The following is a 17449-nucleotide window of genomic DNA, read 5'->3' as shown; positions in this document are numbered from 1 at the left end:
AGCAGGAGAGCCATGCTTGCGGCATCGTCCGCGCCGGTGACGTTCACGGCCTCCGCTCATGGGTGAGCCCCGGCGGTCGCGTTGACTGCCGGGGCTGCTGCGAGCCGGTCGTGCTCCATCCCGGACCGGGCCGGTCAGACGTCTTGGTCCCGTCTTCACCGGCGTCTCGTGTGCGCATCTCGACGGTTCGGTCGAGGATGCGGCCAGGACGAGGGACCCAGCCCGATGGCCCTTGGCCTGGTACCCCCGACCAGAGGATGACACCGTGGGGTGTGGCAGTCGGATCAGCGTGTGAACGTGAGCCGATTCTCCTTCATAGCGGCGCAGTTGGAGTTGTTCACCTGCACGTACACGTTGTTGATGTGGCCGCCCCAGTCGACGCAGTGGCCCTTGCCGTACACATAGGCCGGTCCCGCGTACGACGTGTACCGCCCGTGGTCCTCGGCCGCGTCCCCGGTGTCGGGGACGTAAAGCCATGCGGACATGTTCACGGCGATGCCCGGGTTACTGCGGATGGTCACGACGCAGTTCTTGCCGTTCGAGGAGTTGTACGTCAGGTACGTGGTGCCCAGCGAGCCGACGGGCACCGAGTTCACGGTCTTGTAGGCACTTCCGCAGACCTTCTGCGGCGTGGTGTTGGGTGCGGCGGAGGCGGGGGCCGCCAGGGCGGTCGTGGCCCCCACCGTCAGGGCTCCCAACGCGGCGGCGGTCAGAGCGGAACGCTTGAATCTCATATTTCCCCCTTGTGATCTTTGGAGCTGGTTGCTCCTATATGTGTGACACGCGGCGCGTCGGAACGGTTGTGCTCGCCTGTCAAAAGCGTGCGCACGGAGCCAAGTTGCCGGGTACCGGCATGAAGCTGGGCGCAGCCCGGAGACGGTCGTCCGCAGGGTCAGCGGAACGTCGAGCCCCCAGGTGCGCCCCACTCTGCGGATCCACTTGTCCAGCGTTCTCGTCGACGATCAGGAGGGACCTGGCTGCTGTGTGAACCTTCCGGTCACCACAGCGATGCGGAACGGCCGTTCTCAGGCCGTCGTGCAGGTATTGCCGCTGAGCGTGAAGGCCGTCGGCGCCGTGTTGGTGGTGCTCTTGGTGCCGGTGAAGCCGAGCACGATGGAGCCGTTCGCTGTGATCACCGCCGTGTATCCGGCGGGGGCGACGCTGACCGTCGGGCCGCTCTGCGTAGCGGTCCCGCCCCACAGGTTGGAGAGCTTCTGGCCGTTGACGAAGGCGAAGGCGAGGTTCCAGCCGTTGATGGCGGTGGTGCCGGTGTTACGGATGGTGATCTCACCCTGGAATCCGCCGGGCCATTCGCCGACCACCCGGTAACCGACGGAGCAGCTCACGCCCGGCGCGGGCCCGCCCTTGTCCGTGGTGACGTTCACCGTGGCGGAACGGGCCGAGCGATTGCCGGCCGCGTCACGGGCGTACACCGCGAATGTGTACGCGGTGTCCGCGGTAAGGCCCGTCACGGTGGCCCTCGTGGTGGCGGACGAGACGGCTGCGGTCTCGGCGCTGCCGCTCACCCGGACGACGTCGTAACCGGCGACGGCAACGTTGTCCGACGCTGCGGGCCAGGTGAGGATGGTCGAGGTCGCCGTCACCATGGAGGCGATCGGAGCACCGGGGGCCGTCGGGGCCTCCGTGTCGCCCGGGTTTCCGCCACCGCCGAAGACGGTGGCCTCCCGGGAGGTCTGGGCGATGCCGTTGGTTCCGTGGAGAACGCGCTCACCCCAGGAGCTCAGGCGGCTCGGATCGAAGTCGATGGCCAGGTCGAGGATCGGGTCGGTGTTGCCGCTCCAGGACCACGCGAGGTAACCGAGGTCGAGTGCCTCGGCTGTGGCCATCATGGTGTCCTCGTCGGGGTCCCCCCACTGGTCGGCGGGTCCTCCGAACTCACCTATGAGAAGGGGCAGCCCGGCGTCGACGAAGGCCTGCAGGTAGTCGGTGATCGCCTGAGGCGTGCTGTAGACGCTGTACATGTGGATCGAGAAGATCAGGTTGCCCGTGGTGTCGGCGTCGTACACGGCCTGGGCGTTGGCGCGCATGACACCCTGCCAGTCCTGGCCCCAATTGGGCGCGTCCACCATGATGGTGTGGGCGAACCCCGCGCCACGCAGCTTCTGGACGGCGGCGGTCGTCGGCGCTGTCCAGCCGGCGGGGTCGGTGTTGCCCCAGGGTTCGTTGCCGATATTGATGATGACGTAGTCCTCTTCGCCCGCGAGTACGTCCTTGAGACTGATCCAGTAGTCGGCGGCGTGGTCGAGGGTGCCTGCCGCGGCGTCCTCGCCGTAGCCGGTGGTGTCGTGCACCTCCAGGACGCAGATCAGCCGGTTGGTCTTGCAGTCGTCGATGATGCCCGCGACTTCGTCGGGGCCGTTCCTCGTCCAGCGGTGTCCGTCGGAGAGGACGACGCGAACGGTGTTGGCTCCGAAGGCCTTGATGTCGGCCAGCGACTGCGTCTCGCCGGGGTACCAGGTGTGCGCGTGGTTGACACCGCGCATGACGAAGTCGTTGCCGTTGGCCTCCAACAGGCGGCCGTCGCTGACGTGCAGGCCCGTGGCCGCGGCTTCTGCCCCGGCGGGCCGGGCCTGGGCAGCGGCGGGGCCGAGCGCGCCCAGCAGGACGACGCCGAGAAGGGCGGCCAGGCTTTTCAGCAGGACGTTCAAGGGGCTCTGCCGGTGACGTGCCGTACTCGTTGCTGGTCTCACTGCGACTCCAGGATGTAGGTGCCGTAGATGCCGGTGACGTGAAGTTCGGCGGTGTGGGAGCGCTCCCATGTAGCCAGCTTGCCAGGAGCACGTCAAGGCGTTGCGCATACTTCGGTGTCCAGGCCGGCGTCCCGTCAGAGCCTCTTGACCACGGCCGCATCGGCGACCAGACCGTCAGCGACGCCTCCCCCGTCCTCCTGGGCGACAGCTTCACGGCTGAAGGGTCGGTTGCTGTGCTCCGGGCCCCGCGAGGAGCCGTCGCCGGTGAAGTGGCTCCACCGGACGAGGCGGCCGTCGAACAGCCAGAAGGCGTTGCCGGGCAGGGCGATGTGGCAGGGCAGCCACCGCACCTGTTAACCGGCGGCGATGTTCATGAAGGTGCCGGAGTGCTCGCAGCGGATGTAGTCGCCGGCGGGCGCGGGAACGATGCTGGCCCGGCGGATGACGACGCCGCGGCCCCCGCGGTCGGGGGGCGGGCAGGACGCTCGGAATGAGACCCGGGGGCGCCCGGCCTGACGAACCGGGCGCCCCCCCGGAAGCTGTCGCCGGGGCCTAGCGCAGCGCGATGGCCGCCGCCGCGGCCCCGACCAGACCCGCGTCGGTGCCCATCACGGCGGGCGCCACGGTCAGCCGCCGGAGGTAGGAGAGCGTGGCGTAGTCGCGCAGGCTGCGGCGCAGCGGAACGAAGAGCACGTCGCCGGCCCCGGCCACTCCCCCGCCGACCACCGCGATGTCGAGGTCCGCCAGGGTGGCGGTGGCGGCGATGCCGGCCGCCAGCGCCTGCGCGGCACGCTCGTAGGAAGCGATGGCGACCGGGTCTCCGGCGCGGGCGGAGACGGCCACCGCGGCGGCTGTCGCGTCGCCGTCCGGACCGGGCCGCCAGCCGTTCTCCAGTGCGCGGCGGGCGATGTTGGGGCCGCTGGCGATGCCCTCGACGCAGCCGCGCGCGCCGCAGGGGCACGGGTCGCCGTCCAGGTCGACGCTGATGTGGCCGATGTGCCCGGCGTTGCCCGAGGGGCCGGACCGCGGGGTGCCGCCGAGGACGAGGCCACCGCCGACGCCCGTCGACACGACGAGGCACAGCGCGTTGTCGTAGCCCCGGGCCGCACCGAGCCAGTGTTCGGCGGCCGTCATCGCGACCCCGTCGCCGACCAGGGCGACCGACAGTCCGCCCGCCGTCTTGTGCACGCGCTCCACCAGCGGGAAGTCCCGCCAGCCGGGGACGTTGACCGGGCTGACCGTGCCGGCGGCGGCGTCCACCGGACCGGCGCTGCCGATGCCGACGGAGTCGGCGCGACCCCACAGCGGCGAGGCCATCAGCTCGCCCAGCACCTGGTCCACGGAGCCCATGACCGCCTCGGCGCCCTCCCGGGCGGGCGTCGGCCGCTGCGCCCGTACGAGGAGGGATCCGTCGCCGTCCACCAGCGCGCCGGCGATCTTGGTGCCGCCGATGTCGAGCGCGGCGACGAGGTCGGTATGCATCGGTGTGGGCTCTCCGGATCAGTGAAGGGGCGGGACCTGCGGGTTCCGCCCATAGTCTGCACAGTCTCCATTCTGTTGACAACGTTGTCCAGGGCCTATGCTCGACGCCACAGCCTCCGATCACCCCCGCGGCGCCCCACCGGGCCCCGCTCGGCGCCGGCCGGAGCACCGCAGCCCCGCCCGTAATCCGACGACAGGACAGCGCACGTGGACCGGACCGCCCGTCATTCCGAGACCCGCTACGGCAACCGGCCGACCATGAAGGACGTGGCCGCCCGCGCCGGAGTCGGCCTGAAGACGGTCTCCCGGGTGGTGAACAGCGAGCCCGGCGTCACACCGGACACCGAGCGCCGCGTGCAGGAGGCGATCGACGCGCTCGGCTTCCGCCGCAACGACAGCGCCCGTGTGCTGCGCAAGGGCCGTACGGCATCCATCGGACTGGTCCTGGAGGATCTGGCGGACCCGTTCTACGGTCCGCTGAGCCGCGCGGTGGAGGAGGTCGCCCGTGCGCACGGCGCGCTGCTGATCAACGGTTCCAGCGCCGAGGACCCGGAGCGGGAGCAGGAGTTGGTGCTGGCACTGTGCGCCCGCCGGGTGGACGGTCTGATCGTGATCCCCGCGGGCGACGACCACCGTTATCTGGAACCGGAGATCAAGGCGGGCATCGCCACCGTCTTCGTGGACCGTCCGGCGGGCCACGTGGACGTCGACATGGTGCTCTCCGACAGCTTCGGCGGGGCCAGGGAAGGCGTGGCCCACCTCATCGCGCACGGCCACCGCAGGATCGGGTTCATCGGCGACCAGCCGCGGATCCACACGGCCACCGAGCGACTGCGCGGCTATCACACCGCCATGCGGGACGCGGGCATCACCGTCGAGGACGGCTGGGTCTCCCTCGGCTCCACCGAGCCGGAGCGGGTACGGGCCGCCGCCGAGGAGATGCTCTCCGGAACCGAACCGGTCACCGCGCTGTTCGCGGGCAACAACCGGGTGACAGTGACGGCGGTCCGGGTGATCGCGGAGCGGGCGCGTCCAGTGGCGCTCGTGGGGTTCGACGACATCGAGCTGGCCGACCTGCTCGGCATCACCGTGATCTCGCAGGACGCCGCGGCGGTCGGCAGGACCGCCGCCGAGCACCTCTTCCGCCGCCTCGACGGGGCGGACCACGCCACGGCACGGGTGGAACTGCCGACGACGCTGATCCCCCGCGGCTCGGGCGAACTGCCCCCCGCCTGAGGCCCGTCGGGCGCGGCCGCCCGCACGGGGACGCCGGACCGCGTCACGAGGGTGTGAGGACCCCACCCCGGGACGGCCCCCGCCGGGGCGCGGTCAGGCCCCGGCGCCGGCCTGCCGGAATTCCCCGGTCAGCAGGGCCAGCAGTTGCGCGGGGGCGTCCTCCTGCACCGTATGGCCCGCACCCTCGATCCAGTGCAGTTCGGAGTGGGGGATCAGCGCGTGCAACTGCTCGGCGAAGGGCGGCGGCAGGAACCGGTCCTCACGCCCCCAGATGATCCGGGTCGGCACCGGAACGTCCCCCAGCAGATGCTGGAACTCATCGGTCGCGGCTTGTTCGGCCTGCCGGTACTGGCGGTAGTACGCGGCCCGGCCGCGCTCGCCGCGCCACGGATCGACATGGGCGGACAGGACGTCCGCCCGGTAACCGGTGTGCGTCGCGTGGCGCAGATGGCTCTCGACCAGCGCCTCGTGGGCGTAGCCGGGGAGTTGCTCGAAGAGGTGCGCGTTCTCCCTGATGAGCCGGAAGTACCCGGTGCCCCACTCCCCGCAGGCCACCGCGTCCACCAGGGTGAGGTCTGCGTACCGCGCGCCGTGCAGGAGCAGCGCCCGCAGGGCGACGGCCCCGCCGATGTCGTGGGCGATCACGCGCGGGCGCTCCAGCCCCCAGTGCTCCAGGAGCCGGGTGAAGACCTTCGCCTGCGCCGCCGGGCCGACGTCCTGCCCGTCGCGCTGCTCCGACTGCCCGAACCCGAGCAGGTCCCAGAGGTGGACGCGGTGGTCGCGGGCGAGCGCCGGGGCGATGTCACGCCAGATGAGCGAGGAGAACGGGGTGCCGTGCAGCAGGACCACCGGCTCCCCCTCCCCCAGCACGTCCCAGCGGACCGCCCCGTCCGGGGTCTCGAACGTCCTGGTCAGCTTCCCGTCCATGGTGTGCCTCCTGGCGTGCGGTCGGGAGGGGGGAATCCCCACCGGACCATCGACGTTACCAGCTAACAGGCATTGTCGGTAACTGCGATAAAGTGGTGATCATGCGACGGAACCCTGCGCCCGCGGAGCTCGAACTGGTCGAGGACTTCTGCAACACGGCCACCCATCTCCACGACGAGGACGATCTCGCCCGGCCGGAGACGGCTGCCCGGTGGCTCGGCGCGCACGGCTTCCCGGCACCGGCCGATCAGGGAGAGCTGGCCTCACTCGCGGAGGCGCGGGAGACCGTGCGGGCCTTTCTGGTCGAGCGGACCTCGCCGGAGGCGGTCGACGCTCTCAACCGGCTGATCGCCGTGGTCGCGGGTGCTCCCGCCGTGCGCCCCGACGGCACGCTCATCCTGCGGCCGGCCTCCGGCGGGACGGTGGCGGAGGTGGTACGCCCGGTGCTCGAAGCCCTTTTGATGCACGGCCTGACCGGGCGTCACGCCACCCGCCTCAAGGCCTGCGCGGCCCCGGAGTGCCGCTGGGTCTTCTACGACCGGGCGCCGTCGTCGAACGGCCTCTGGTGCGACATGGACGTGTGCGGCGCACGGCACAAGATGCGCGCCTACCGCGCCCGTGGCGGGGCGGCCGCACGCCGGGACACCTGAGGACCGGCCCGGATCCCTGTCCGTACCGTCCACGCCCCGCCCGGATCCCGTCCGTCCGACCCCCCGCCGGTACCGTCCACGCCCCCGGCCCCGGGCCACGGACGGTGTCCGTCGCGGGTCCTCGCGCCCCGGCGGGACCGGCCGTTCCGCCGGTTCCGCCGGGGCGCGAGGGCTACCGACGCCCCCTTACGGAGCCGTGACCGTCAGGTCGCCCCGGCGCGGCGAGGCGAACGCCTCCAGGTCCGCGCGGGTCAGGCCGGTCAGCCGGGCCACCTCGGCGGTGTCCAGCGCGCCGCAGTCGATGCCGCGCAGCAGGTACCCGCCGAGGGCCTTGGCGGTGGCGGGCTCGTCCATGACGTCGCCGCCGGCCTTGGCCACGTAGGCGGCGAGCCGGGCGGCGGCCGACTCCAGGCCCTCCCGGTAGAAGGCGTAGACGGCCGCGTAGCGCGTCGGCAGGTGGGCGGGGTGCATGTCCCAGCCCTGGTAGTACGCACGGGCGAGAGCCCGGCGGGTGAGACCGTAGTGGAGCCGCCATGCCTCGTGGACCTGGTCGGCCGGGCCCACGGGCAGGACGTTGGTCGAGCCGTCGGAGACGCGTACGCCGGTGCCCGCGGCGGCGACCTGCATGACGGCCTTGGCGTGGTCGGCCGCCGGGTGATCGCTGGCCTGGTAGGCGGCGCTGACCCCGACACAGGCGCTGTAGTCGAAGGTGCCGTAGTGCAGTCCGGTCGCCCGGCCCCGCGCGGCGTCGATCATGCGGGCCACGGCGGCGGTCCCGTCGGCGGCGAGGATCGACTGGCTGGTCTCGATCTGGATCTCGAAGCCGATGCGTCCGGCGTCGAGGCCGTGCGCCTTCTCGAAGGCTTCCAGGAGCTGGACGAAGGCGGTGACCTGCTCGGGGTACGTGACCTTCGGGAGGGTCAGCACGAGCCCTTCGGGCAGACCGCCGGCCGCCATCAGACCGCTGAGGAAGACGTCCGTGGTACGGATACCCCGGTCGCGGACGCCGGCCTCCATGCACTTCATCCGGATGCCCATGTAGGGGGCCGCCGTGCCGTTCGCGTACGCCTCGGAGACCAGGCGGGCGGCGCGGGCGGCGGCCTCGTCCTCCTCGGCGTCCGGGCGGGGGCCGTAGCCGTCCTCGAAGTCGATGCGCAGATCCTCGACGGGCTCGCGCTCCAGCTTGGCGCGCACCCGGTCGTGGACCGGGCCCGCCAGCTCCTCGGAGATGCCGAGGACGGCGGCGAACGAAGCGGCGTCGGGGGCGTGTTCGTCGAGGGCGGCCAGCGCCTGGTCGCCCCAGGAGCGCAGGGTGCCGGGCTCGAAGACGTCGCCGGGTACGTAGACGGTGTGCACGGGCTGGCGGGTGCCGGGATCACCCGGGTAGCGGCGGGCGAGCTCCGCGTCGACCGCCGCGAGGGAGGCGCTGATCTCCTCGCTGACCGCACCGGCGAGGCTCGTTGCCACCTTCTCCTGCTGACCCATGACCATACCCTCCACGCTCTCGTTGTTTCCGCTTCCCGGAATCAACAATCCGTATAGTGAAGTTATAAGGCCGCTCGACCTGCGTCAATGGCCGCCCGGAACGGCCGCGGGCCGCGCGGTGGGGTTCACCGTGCGGCCCGGGGCGGGGTGTTCTGCGTGGGGGTCAGCCCTTGCGGGTGTTGATCTCTTCGGTGAGCTGGGGCACGACCGTGAAGAGGTCGCCGACGACGCCGTAGTCGACGAGCTCGAAGATCGGGGCCTCGGCGTCCTTGTTGATCGCGACGATCGTCTTCGAGGTCTGCATACCCGCCCGGTGCTGGATCGCGCCGGAGATCCCCGAAGCGATGTACAGCTGCGGCGAGACCGACTTGCCCGTCTGCCCGACCTGGGAGGTGTGCGGGTACCAGCCCGCGTCGACCGCGGCACGCGACGCACCCACAGCCGCCCCCAGGGAGTCCGCGAGCGCCTCGATCAGCGGGAAGTTCTCCGCACCGTTGACCCCACGGCCACCCGAGACCACGATCGCCGCCTCCGTCAGCTCCGGGCGGCCCGTCGACTCACGCGGCGTCCGCCCGGTGACCTTCGTTCCCGTCGCCGTCCCACCGAACGACACCGCCAGCGCCTCCAGGGCACCCGCTGCCGGAGCCGGCTCCACGGGCGCCGAGTTCGGCTTCACCGTGATCACCGGAACACCCCGCGACACCCGGGACTTCGTCGTGTACGAGGCGGCGAACGCGGCCTGCGTCGCGACCGGGCCCTGCTCACCGGCCTCCACATCGGTGGCATCCGTGATGATCCCGGATCCGACCCGCAGAGCGAGGCGGGCCGCGATCTCCTTGCCCTCGGCGGACGACACCAACAGCACCGCCGCCGGCCCGACCGCGTCGAACGCGGCCTGCAGCGCATCCACCTTCGGCACCACCAGGTACTCCGCGAACTCCGGGGCATCCGCGGTCAGGACCCTCACCGCACCGTGCTCACCCAGCACCGGGGCGGTCGCCTCGGCGCCCGCACCCAGCGCCACCGCGACCGGGTCACCGATCCGACGGGCCAGCGTCAGCAGCTCCAGGGTGGGCTTACGGACCGCACCGTCCACATGATCGACCAGAACAAGAACTTCAGCCATGACAACGCACTCCAGACGAGAAAGGACAAGAGAGAGGAACAGCGGGGCAGGACATACGGGCTAGATGAACTTCTGGCCCACGAGGAACCCGGCGAGCTGCCTGCCGCCCTCACCCTCGTCCTTCACGATCGTGCCCGCCGTCCGCGCCGGACGCTCCGTGGCGGAGTCGACCGCCGTCCACGCACCCGCGAGACCGACCTCGTCCGCCTCCAGGTCCAGATCGCCCAGATCCCAGGACTCGACCGGCTTCTTCTTCGCCGCCATGATCCCCTTGAACGACGGGTAGCGGGCCTCACCGGACTGGTCGGTCACCGACACCACCGCCGGGAGCGAGGCCTGAAGCTGTTCGGACGCGGTGTCACCGTCACGACGCCCGGTCACCACACCCCCGTCCACCGCGACCTCCGACAGCAACGTCACCTGCGGAACACCCAGACGCTCCGCCAGCAGAGCCGGCAGCACCCCCATCACACCGTCCGTGGAAGCCATCCCACAGATCACCAGGTCATACCCGGCCTTCTCCACAGCCTTCGCCAGCACCAGCGACGTACCCATCACATCACTGCCGTGCAGATCGTCGTCCTCGACGTGAACCGCCTTGTCCGCACCCATCGACAACGCCTTGCGCAACGCGTCCTTGGCATCCTCCGGACCCACCGTCATTACGGTGATCTCCGCATCGTCCGCCCCGTCAGCGATCTGCAACGCCTGCTCGACCGCGTACTCGTCCAGCTCCGACAACAGACCGTCGACATCCTCACGGTCCAGCGTCAGGTCATCGGCGAAACGCCGGTCACCGGTCGCGTCGGGCACGTACTTCACACAGACAACGATCCTCAAGCTCACGCCGGCTCTCCTACTGCATCGTCATTTCCGGGCTGCCTTGTTGCACGCAGCATAGGCGCCTTGTCGGGCCGGATCCGGTCAGGACGACCGAGGCTCCGAGCCCGATATTACTCGCCAGTACACCCAGTCTCTTACCCCCGGGCAAGCGCCGTGCACTGTGACCTTGCCAACGCGGCGGGCCTGTGCGTGCGCGTCCTCAGTCTCGCAGAGCCGTGAACCGTCCCTGGTGGTAGACCAGCGGGCGATCGGCTCCGGAGGGCGCGCCCGCCACCGCCTCGGCGATGACGATGCGGTGGTCCCCGGCCGGGACCCGGGTCACGACGCGGCAGACGAGCCAGGCAGACACGTCGGCGAGCAGCGGAACGCCTTCGGGGCCGCTGCTCCACTCGGTCGACGGGCCGAAGCGGTCGGCTCCGCTGCGGGCGAACGTCGCGGCCAGTGCCCGCTGGTCCTCGCCGAGTATGTGAACGCCGACATGAGCCGCCTCGGACAGCACGGGCCAGCTGGAGGAGGACGTACCGATACCGAAGGAGATCAGCGGAGGTTCGGCGGCGACGGAGGTCAGCGAGGTGGCGGTGAAGCCGACCAGGCGCTCCCCCGCGGCGGTGATCACGGCCACGCCCGCGGCGTGGCGGCGGAAGACCGAGCGGAAGAGTTCGGGTGTGGCGGCCGTCTGGGCAGGGGCGAGATCGGGCGTTGCCGTCATGGAAGTGTCCTTCTGCGGAAGTGGCGTACGGGTCCGTGGGGGCTCAGGCACCCGGACAGCGCGCACTCGCATGGCGTGCGAGGTCCCCATGGACTCGGCCGTGAAGAAGGAGTTCTGGCACCATAACGTCAGAGTGACGATGCGGAGCGGGCGCGGTCAAGGGCGTTCCGTCATGTGGGAGATGCGTCACGGTCCGTCATGCGGGTGCGTCACGGCCCGTCATATGGCGTGCCCCAGCGCCGCGACGACGTCGACGGTGCGGGGCTGGCCGGATGCCCGGCGGACCACCTCGCCCTCGGCGTCGAGTACCAGGACGGTCGGCGTCTTCGTGATGTCCAGCTGCCGCACCAGCGCGAGATGGGCCTCGGCGTCGACCTCGATATGGGCGACCCCGTCGATCATCCCGGCCACCTCGCCGAGGGTGCGGCGGGTCGCCCGGCAAGGCTGGCAGAAAGCGCTGGAGAACTGGACGAGCGTCGCGCGTTTCCCGAGTTCCGCGCCGAGTTGGGATGCGTCGAGTCGCTGTCCGTGGGTCCGGCGATCCACCTGGTGCCTCCTGATCAGAGTTCTTCGTAAGAGGTCAGCACCGGCCACCGCCCGCGCATTCCCCGCAGCTCCGGGGGTACGCGCACGTGACGAGAATCTCGCGCCCCGTGTCCGTCGGGACTGGCCAGGGACTCGCGCATGGGGCACCATCGCCACAATGCCGAAAACCTACGGCTGCGTAACTTCCGCCGGGAGAACCCTCCCCAGGCACTGAAGAAGGGTCTTCATCCAGATGGCAGAACTCGTCTATCGACCGGTCATCGGCGCCGCTCGCACTCTGTTCAAGGCGCTCGACCTGAAGATCGACACTCAGGGTTCGGAGCACATCCCGAAGACCGGTGGTGCGGTGCTGGTCAGCAACCACATCAGTTATCTCGACTTCATCTTCACCGGGCTGGGCGCCCTGCCGCAGAAGCGGCTGGTGCGGTTCATGGCGAAGGAATCGGTCTTCCGGCACAAGATCTCCGGTCCGCTGATGCGGGGAATGAAGCACATCCCGGTCGACCGCGACCAGGGCGAGGACGCTTACGCCCACGCGCTCCGGTCGCTGCGTTCCGGTGAGATCGTCGGAGTGTTCCCCGAGGCCACGATCTCGCAGTCCTTCACCCTGAAGAGCTTCAAGTCGGGTGCCGCGCGCCTCGCCCAGGAGGCCGGGGTCCCGCTGATCCCGATGGCGCTCTGGGGCACGCAGCGGATCTGGACGAAGGGGCGCCCGCGTAATTTCCAGCGCAGCCACATCCCGATCACGATCCGCGTCGGCGAGCCCATGGAGGCGCCCTCCGACCAGTACGCCGGCGCCATCACCCGGCGGCTGCGGGAGCGGGTTCAGGAGCTGCTGGAGGCGGCGCAGCGGGCCTACCCGGTGCGCCCGAAGGACGCGAGCGACACCTGGTGGGTGCCGGCCCATCTCGGCGGTACGGCCCCGACGCCCGCCGAGGTGCGCGAGCTCGGCTGACACCCGCCCCCGACAACCGCGGCGTCGTCACTTCACCGCGGCCCGTGGACGGTGATCCGCGCCCCGGGGCTCAGCCGCTCCAGGGCCGCGGCGAGTTCGGCGCCCGCGGCGTCGAGCCCGCCGTTCGCCATGGGCGCGAGGCCCTCCAGCAGGAAGACGGCGTTGACCGACTCCTCGGTGAGCCGGGTACGCACACCCTGACGCCAGTTCCAGCGGCGGCAGGTGACGCCCTCGTCGTCGCACCAGACGACTTCGCCGGGCTCGGGGTGTTCCACCGTCTCCTCGCCACCGGCGACGGTACGGAACGGCTCGTCGCCCGTCGCGCGGATCAGCCGCATCCCGCCCTTGATGTGGTCGGTGTCCTCGCCGCCCACCGGGACGAGGTGGGCGACGCTGATCGCGTTGTAGGCGTCGACCAGCCGGTTGATGCGGGGCAGGCCGCCGTCGGCGAGGGCGCGCCGGGCGAGCGCCTCGGCCGAGTTGCGGGTGCGGGACGGCTTGGCTCCGAACGCCGAGTAGACCTCGCGCCAGGCGGCGATGCGCGGGTCCTCGTGCGGGGCGCGGCCCTCCAGTCGCTCGGCGAGCCTGCGGGCGGCGTCGTCCAGCAGGGCGGCGCTACGGGTGTCACTGGGGCCGTTGACCAGACCGTGCGCCTCGACGGCGAGATGGGTGAAGCCCGGTGCGAGGGCGCGCACCTCGTCGGACACGGTGAGGGTGAGGGTCATCGTCTGCCTTACTGCCTTACGGGGTTCGGTGGCTCGGGTGCGGTGATCCGGGCGTGGGACTGCGTTCAGAGGGCCCCGGGGAGGTTTCGCAACAGCTCCGAGCGGTCCCGGGCGCTCTTCAGCGCATGGAGGATCACCTCGGGTGGTGCAACATAGACTACTGGATAGTCGACTTCGTTGAACTCTTCGCGCGCCACCCAGGCCAGCCGCTCCTCCTCCAGCGAGAACTGCGCGTCGACGCCCGGCTTGTTGCCGCGCGGATCCACCCGCGCCCATCCCCCGGCCCCGGGCAGCCGCAACGCGACCAGGCCGTGGATCACCGGAGTCGCACCGTCCTTGCCGACCAGGCGTTGGTAGCAGAGGCCGGCCGGAACGCCGCCGGCCCGCAGCAGCGCCGCGAGCGCGATCGACTTGGCGTAGCAGATGCCGGTACGGGCGGCGAGCACGTCGGAGGCGCGCCACGTGACGCGCGGGTCCCCCGAGTCGGCGGAGTGCGGAATGGTGTCGCGGACGAACTCGAAGGCTGCCCTCGCGTATGTGTATGCGGTGTCGGCGTCGAGTGCGAGGCGGTTCGCCGCCTCGCCGACCCGAGGATGCTCGTGGTCGATGGCCTCGTCGACGGCCAGATACGCGTCAATGTCCGGGGACTGCTGTATCAGCTTCATAACGGGAGAGCCTACGAAGCGGCCGACCGGAAGTCCATCAATTTCCAGTCGACCGCATACTCATGCAGGATGCGCGCTATCGCGCCATCTCTTCCTTGAGTGCCTGGAGGAAGGCGTCGACATCGTCCTCGCCGGTGTCGAACGCGCACATCCAGCGGACGTCCCCGGCCGCCTCGTCCCAGAAGTAGAAGCGGAAGCGCTTCTGGAGCCGCTCGCTGACCGCGTGCGGCAGCCGGGCGAACACGGCGTTGGCCTGGACCGGGTAGAGGATCTCCACCCCGTCGATCGCCCGGACGCCCTCGGCGAGCCGCTGGGCCATGGCGTTGGCGTGCCGGGCGTTGCGCAGCCACAGGTCCCTGGCGAGCAGCGCCTCCAGCTGGACGGAGACGAAGCGCATCTTGGAGGCGAGCTGCATGGAGAGCTTGCGCAGGTGCTTCATCGCCCGGACCGCGTCCGGGTTCAGCACGACGACGGCCTCACCGAAGAGCGCGCCGTTCTTCGTACCGCCGAAGGACAGCACATCGACGCCGACCGTGTTGGTGAACGTCCGCATCGGCACGTCCAGCGAGGCGGCGGCGTTGGCTATCCGGGCCCCGTCGAGGTGCACCTTCATGCCGCGCTCGTGGGCGTGGTCGCAGATGGCGCGGATCTCGTCGGGGGTGTAGACGGTGCCCAGCTCGGTGTTCTGGGTGATCGAGACGACCTGCGGCATGGCCCGGTGCTCGTCGTCCCAGCCGTACGCCTGCCGGTCGATGAGCTCGGGGGTGAGCTTGCCGTCCGGTGTGGGCACGGTGAGGAGCTTCAGCCCGCCCATCCGCTCGGGCGCGCCGCCCTCGTCCACGTTGATGTGCGCGGACTCGGCGCAGATGACGGCGCCCCAGCGATCGGTGAGAGCCTGGAGGGCGACCACGTTGGCGCCCGTGCCGTTGAAGACCGGGAAGGCCTCGGCGGTGGCGCCGAAGTGGCTGTGCATCACGCGCTGGAGGTGGCCGGTGTAGTCGTCCTCGCCGTAGGCGACCTGGTGGCCGCCGTTGGCCAGCGCGATGGCCGCGAGGACCTCCGGGTGCGCGCCGGCGTAGTTGTCACTGGCGAAGCCGCGTACCTGCGGGTCGTGGTGACGTCGCGCGTCGGTCCTCACGTTTGCGGGGTCAGCCACAGGCGCTTTCCGTTCACTTCGGGGGCGGGCTTGTCCCAGACGCCGGCGATGGCCTCGGCCAGCTCCGTGACGTCGGTGAAGCCCGCGAACTTCGCATTCGGGCGCTCGGCGCGCATGGCGTCGTTCACCAGTGCCTTGACCACCAGGATCGCAGCAGCGGCCGCGGGCCCGTCCTCGCCCCCCGCCTTGCGGAAGGCGTCGCCGAGCGCGAGGGTCCACGCCTCGGCGGCCGCCTTGGCGGAGGAGTAGGCGGCGTTGCCCGCGGTGGGCTTGCTGGCTCCCGCGGCGCTGATCAGGAGATAGCGGCCCCGGTCGCTGCGCTCGAGGGCCTCCTGGAAGGCCAGCGAGGTCGACTGGACGGTGCGGATGAGCAGCTTCTCCAGGGCGTCCCAGTCGGAGAGCACGGTCTCCTGGAACGACGGGCTGCCGCGCCAGCCGCCGACGAGGTGGACCAGGCCGTCGATGCGGCCGAACTCCGCCTCGGTGCGCTTGGCCCAGTCCCGGGTGGCGTCGAGGTCGAGCAGATCGACCGTCTCGCCGGTGACGGTCGCGCCCCCGTGGGCGTAACGGGCGGCGTCCACCGCCTCGGCGAGCCGTTCGGGATGGGCGTCGCAGCCGACGACCGTCGCACCCGCCTCGGCGAGCCGCAGCAGTGTCGCCCGGCCGGCGGGGCCGGCCGCTCCGGCGACCGCGACCACGGCTCCTTCGAGCACACCGGTCCCCTCGCCCGTGCCGTTCGCGTTCATGGCCACCGCCTCCTCGGGAGAATGGTTCACGCGGCTGCCCGCTCGTCGTTCGCCGCGGTGATTCCCTTGGCAGAGGCAATCACGTGCTTCAGCTTCTTGGCGAGCGCCTCATAGAACATGCTCAGGGGAAACTCGTCCGGAAGCACCTCGTCGACGAGCTTGCGAGGAGGAAGTGTGAGGTCCAGGGCGTCGGGACCCTTGGCCCAGCGGGATCCCGGGTGCGGGGCGAGGTAGGAGGACACGAGGTCGTACGCGGCGAACCAGTGGACCAGCTTCGGGCGGTCGATGCCGTCGCGGTAGAGCTGCTCGATCTCGCCGCAGAGCTGGTTGGTGACCTCCGGGGCACGGTCCCAGTCGATCTTCAGGGTGTTGTCGGTCCAGCGGACGACGTCGTGCTTGTGGAGGTACGCGAAGAGCAGCTGGCCGCCGAGGCCGTCGTAGTTGCGGACGCGCTCGCCGGAGACCGGGAAGCGGAACAGCCGGTCGAAGAGCACCGCGTACTGCACGTCACGGCCGTGGGCGTTGCCCTCGGACTCCAGTTTCACGGCCTCCTTGAAGGCGGTGAGGTCGCAGCGCAGCTCCTCCAGGCCGTACATCCAGAACGGCTGGCGCTGCTTGATCATGAACGGGTCGAACGGCAGGTCGCCGTGGCTGTGGGTGCGGTCGTGGACCATGTCCCACAGGACGAACGCCTGCTCGCAGCGCTGCTGGTCGCCGATCATCTCGCGGATGTCGTCGGGCAGCTCCAGGCCGAGCAGGCCGACGGAGGCCTCGGTGACGCGGCGGAAGCGGGCGGCCTCGCGGTCGCAGAAGATGCCGCCCCAGCTGAAGCGCTCGGGGGCCTCGCGCACGGCGATGGTCTCCGGGAAGAGCACCGCGGAGTGGGTGTCGTAGCCGGCGGTGAAGTCCTCGAAGGTGATGCCGCAGAAGAGCGGGTTGTCGTAGCGGTTCGCCTCCAGCTCGGCGAGCCAGTCGGGCCAGACCATCCTCAGCACGACCGCTTCGAGGTTGCGGTCGGGGTTGCCGTTCTGCGTGTACATCGCGAAGACGACGAGGTGCTGGAGGCCGTCGGTCCGGTCCTTCGCGGGCTGGAAGGCCAGCAGCGAGTCCAGGAAGTCGGGGACGCGGAAGCCGTCGGCGGCCCAGCGGCGCAGGTCGGTGACGAGCGCGCGGTGGTAGGCGGCGTCGTGCGGGAGGAGCGGGGACAGCTCCTCGACCGCTCCGGTCACCCGGTCGAGGACCCGCTCGACGGCGGCCGGGGACGGGGCGCCCTCGGCCTCGAAGTCGATGGATCCGTCCTTGGACTGCCAGGGGCGGATCTCTTCGACGGCGTCCTTGAGCACGGGCCAGGCCGGGTGTTCGACCACCCGCTGAGCCGTAACTATCGCGCCGTCGGTGGCGTCGTGCACAAGAATTTCCGTCATAACACTTCCTCCACGGGAGAACCTCGCGTGCCTTCACCGTAGCCGTGCGGGGTTCCTTCCGAC

The 17449-nt window shown here is 70.6% G+C and carries 18 protein-coding genes; 3 read left to right on the top strand and 15 right to left on the bottom strand.

The genetic code is table 11. The annotated features are described in order from the left end of the window. Positions 1-284: 284 nt before the first annotated feature. The 4 genes from N7925_RS33465 to N7925_RS33450 form a co-directional block, all read right to left on the bottom strand. Positions 285-734, bottom strand: a complete 450-nt coding sequence (locus N7925_RS33465; protein WP_274346097.1) for a spore-associated protein — start codon at positions 732-734, stop codon at positions 285-287. A 291-nt stretch (positions 735-1025) separates the two neighbouring features. After that, positions 1026-2711 carry a cellulase family glycosylhydrolase gene (locus N7925_RS33460; protein ID WP_274346096.1) on the bottom strand — a complete coding sequence of 562 codons (1686 nt, stop codon included), beginning with the start codon at positions 2709-2711 and terminating at the stop codon, positions 1026-1028. A 134-nt stretch (positions 2712-2845) separates the two neighbouring features. Then, positions 2846-3061, bottom strand: coding sequence for a DUF6879 family protein (locus tag N7925_RS33455; RefSeq protein WP_443032311.1), 216 nt, complete (start codon positions 3059-3061; stop codon positions 2846-2848). A 202-nt stretch (positions 3062-3263) separates the two neighbouring features. After that, positions 3264-4193: an ROK family protein gene (locus tag N7925_RS33450; RefSeq protein WP_274346095.1), complete on the bottom strand. Its 930-nt coding sequence runs from the start codon at positions 4191-4193 to the stop codon at positions 3264-3266. 207 nt (positions 4194-4400) lie between these two features. On the opposite strand from N7925_RS33450, the gene N7925_RS33445 reads away from it, so the two are divergent. Next, complete coding sequence (locus N7925_RS33445; RefSeq protein ID WP_274346094.1) at positions 4401-5429, top strand: LacI family DNA-binding transcriptional regulator; 1029 nt, start codon at positions 4401-4403, stop codon at positions 5427-5429. Between the two features lie 93 nt (positions 5430-5522). Here N7925_RS33445 and N7925_RS33440 read toward each other — a convergent pair whose 3' ends face one another. Then, entirely contained in the window at positions 5523-6356 is an 834-nt protein-coding gene (locus tag N7925_RS33440) for an alpha/beta fold hydrolase (protein ID WP_265603261.1), read from the bottom strand. A gap of 101 nt (positions 6357-6457) precedes the next feature. Here N7925_RS33440 and N7925_RS33435 point away from each other — a divergent pair, with 101 nt between their 5' ends. Continuing rightward, positions 6458-7006 carry a CGNR zinc finger domain-containing protein gene (locus tag N7925_RS33435; protein WP_265603260.1) on the top strand — a complete coding sequence of 183 codons (549 nt, stop codon included), beginning with the start codon at positions 6458-6460 and terminating at the stop codon, positions 7004-7006. Positions 7007-7192: 186 nt separating this feature from the next. Here N7925_RS33435 and N7925_RS33430 read toward each other — a convergent pair whose 3' ends face one another. The 5 genes from N7925_RS33430 to N7925_RS33410 form a co-directional block, all read right to left on the bottom strand. Then, positions 7193-8491, bottom strand: a complete 1299-nt coding sequence (locus N7925_RS33430) for a DUF6986 family protein (protein ID WP_274346093.1) — start codon at positions 8489-8491, stop codon at positions 7193-7195. A gap of 163 nt (positions 8492-8654) precedes the next feature. After that, entirely contained in the window at positions 8655-9617 is a 963-nt protein-coding gene (locus tag N7925_RS33425; RefSeq protein ID WP_274346092.1) for an electron transfer flavoprotein subunit alpha/FixB family protein, read from the bottom strand. Between the two features lie 60 nt (positions 9618-9677). Further along, positions 9678-10463 (bottom strand): electron transfer flavoprotein subunit beta/FixA family protein, encoded by a 786-nt coding sequence (locus N7925_RS33420; protein ID WP_274346091.1) that lies wholly within the window; start codon positions 10461-10463, stop codon positions 9678-9680. Between the two features lie 196 nt (positions 10464-10659). After that, positions 10660-11169: a flavin reductase family protein gene (locus N7925_RS33415; protein ID WP_274346090.1), complete on the bottom strand. Its 510-nt coding sequence runs from the start codon at positions 11167-11169 to the stop codon at positions 10660-10662. Positions 11170-11388: 219 nt separating this feature from the next. Further along, complete coding sequence (locus N7925_RS33410; protein WP_265603255.1) at positions 11389-11715, bottom strand: TlpA family protein disulfide reductase; 327 nt, start codon at positions 11713-11715, stop codon at positions 11389-11391. Positions 11716-11947: 232 nt separating this feature from the next. Here N7925_RS33410 and N7925_RS33405 point away from each other — a divergent pair, with 232 nt between their 5' ends. Beyond that, positions 11948-12670 carry a lysophospholipid acyltransferase family protein gene (locus N7925_RS33405; protein WP_003970836.1) on the top strand — a complete coding sequence of 241 codons (723 nt, stop codon included), beginning with the start codon at positions 11948-11950 and terminating at the stop codon, positions 12668-12670. 32 nt (positions 12671-12702) lie between these two features. On the opposite strand, the gene N7925_RS33400 is transcribed toward N7925_RS33405, so the two are convergent. The 5 genes from N7925_RS33400 to N7925_RS33380 all read right to left on the bottom strand — a co-directional run bounded on the left by N7925_RS33400 (position 12703) and on the right by N7925_RS33380 (position 17386). After that, a complete protein-coding gene (locus N7925_RS33400; protein ID WP_265603254.1) occupies positions 12703-13395 on the bottom strand; it encodes a B3/B4 domain-containing protein in 693 nt (230 codons plus the stop codon). Positions 13396-13460: 65 nt separating this feature from the next. After that, complete coding sequence (locus N7925_RS33395) at positions 13461-14060, bottom strand: transglutaminase-like domain-containing protein (protein ID WP_265603253.1); 600 nt, start codon at positions 14058-14060, stop codon at positions 13461-13463. Positions 14061-14136: 76 nt separating this feature from the next. Beyond that, entirely contained in the window at positions 14137-15198 is a 1062-nt protein-coding gene (locus N7925_RS33390; protein WP_265604089.1) for a threonine aldolase family protein, read from the bottom strand. Then, entirely contained in the window at positions 15195-15962 is a 768-nt protein-coding gene (locus N7925_RS33385) for an SDR family NAD(P)-dependent oxidoreductase (protein ID WP_265603252.1), read from the bottom strand. Before N7925_RS33385 ends, N7925_RS33390 begins: the two co-directional genes overlap by 4 nt. A 26-nt stretch (positions 15963-15988) precedes the next feature. Beyond that, on the bottom strand, positions 15989-17386 hold the full coding sequence (locus N7925_RS33380; protein WP_265603251.1) for a DUF6421 family protein: 1398 nt from the start codon (positions 17384-17386) through the stop codon (positions 15989-15991). Positions 17387-17449 lie beyond the last annotated feature (63 nt).

The sequence above is a fragment of the Streptomyces sp. CA-278952 genome, assembly GCF_028747205.1.
Lineage (GTDB): Bacteria > Actinomycetota > Actinomycetes > Streptomycetales > Streptomycetaceae > Streptomyces.
This window is presented reverse-complemented; position numbering and strand designations above follow the sequence as displayed.

What these genes read in the sequence shown, in the direction of transcription:
- N7925_RS33400 (WP_265603254.1), bottom strand. Translation starts at nt 13,395, where the DNA reads ATGACCCTCACCCTCACCGTGTCCGACGAGGTGCGCGCCCTCGCACCG.
- N7925_RS33385 (WP_265603252.1), bottom strand. Translation starts at nt 15,962, where the DNA reads ATGAACGCGAACGGCACGGGCGAGGGGACCGGTGTGCTCGAAGGAGCC.
- N7925_RS33440 (WP_265603261.1), bottom strand. Translation starts at nt 6,356, where the DNA reads ATGGACGGGAAGCTGACCAGGACGTTCGAGACCCCGGACGGGGCGGTC.
- N7925_RS33430 (WP_274346093.1), bottom strand. Translation starts at nt 8,491, where the DNA reads ATGGGTCAGCAGGAGAAGGTGGCAACGAGCCTCGCCGGTGCGGTCAGC.
- N7925_RS33415 (WP_274346090.1), bottom strand. Translation starts at nt 11,169, where the DNA reads ATGACGGCAACGCCCGATCTCGCCCCTGCCCAGACGGCCGCCACACCC.
- N7925_RS33395 (WP_265603253.1), bottom strand. Translation starts at nt 14,060, where the DNA reads ATGAAGCTGATACAGCAGTCCCCGGACATTGACGCGTATCTGGCCGTC.
- N7925_RS33425 (WP_274346092.1), bottom strand. Translation starts at nt 9,617, where the DNA reads ATGGCTGAAGTTCTTGTTCTGGTCGATCATGTGGACGGTGCGGTCCGT.
- N7925_RS33435 (WP_265603260.1), top strand. Translation starts at nt 6,458, where the DNA reads ATGCGACGGAACCCTGCGCCCGCGGAGCTCGAACTGGTCGAGGACTTC.
- N7925_RS33450 (WP_274346095.1), bottom strand. Translation starts at nt 4,193, where the DNA reads ATGCATACCGACCTCGTCGCCGCGCTCGACATCGGCGGCACCAAGATC.
- N7925_RS33465 (WP_274346097.1), bottom strand. Translation starts at nt 734, where the DNA reads ATGAGATTCAAGCGTTCCGCTCTGACCGCCGCCGCGTTGGGAGCCCTG.
- N7925_RS33380 (WP_265603251.1), bottom strand. Translation starts at nt 17,386, where the DNA reads ATGACGGAAATTCTTGTGCACGACGCCACCGACGGCGCGATAGTTACG.
- N7925_RS33405 (WP_003970836.1), top strand. Translation starts at nt 11,948, where the DNA reads ATGGCAGAACTCGTCTATCGACCGGTCATCGGCGCCGCTCGCACTCTG.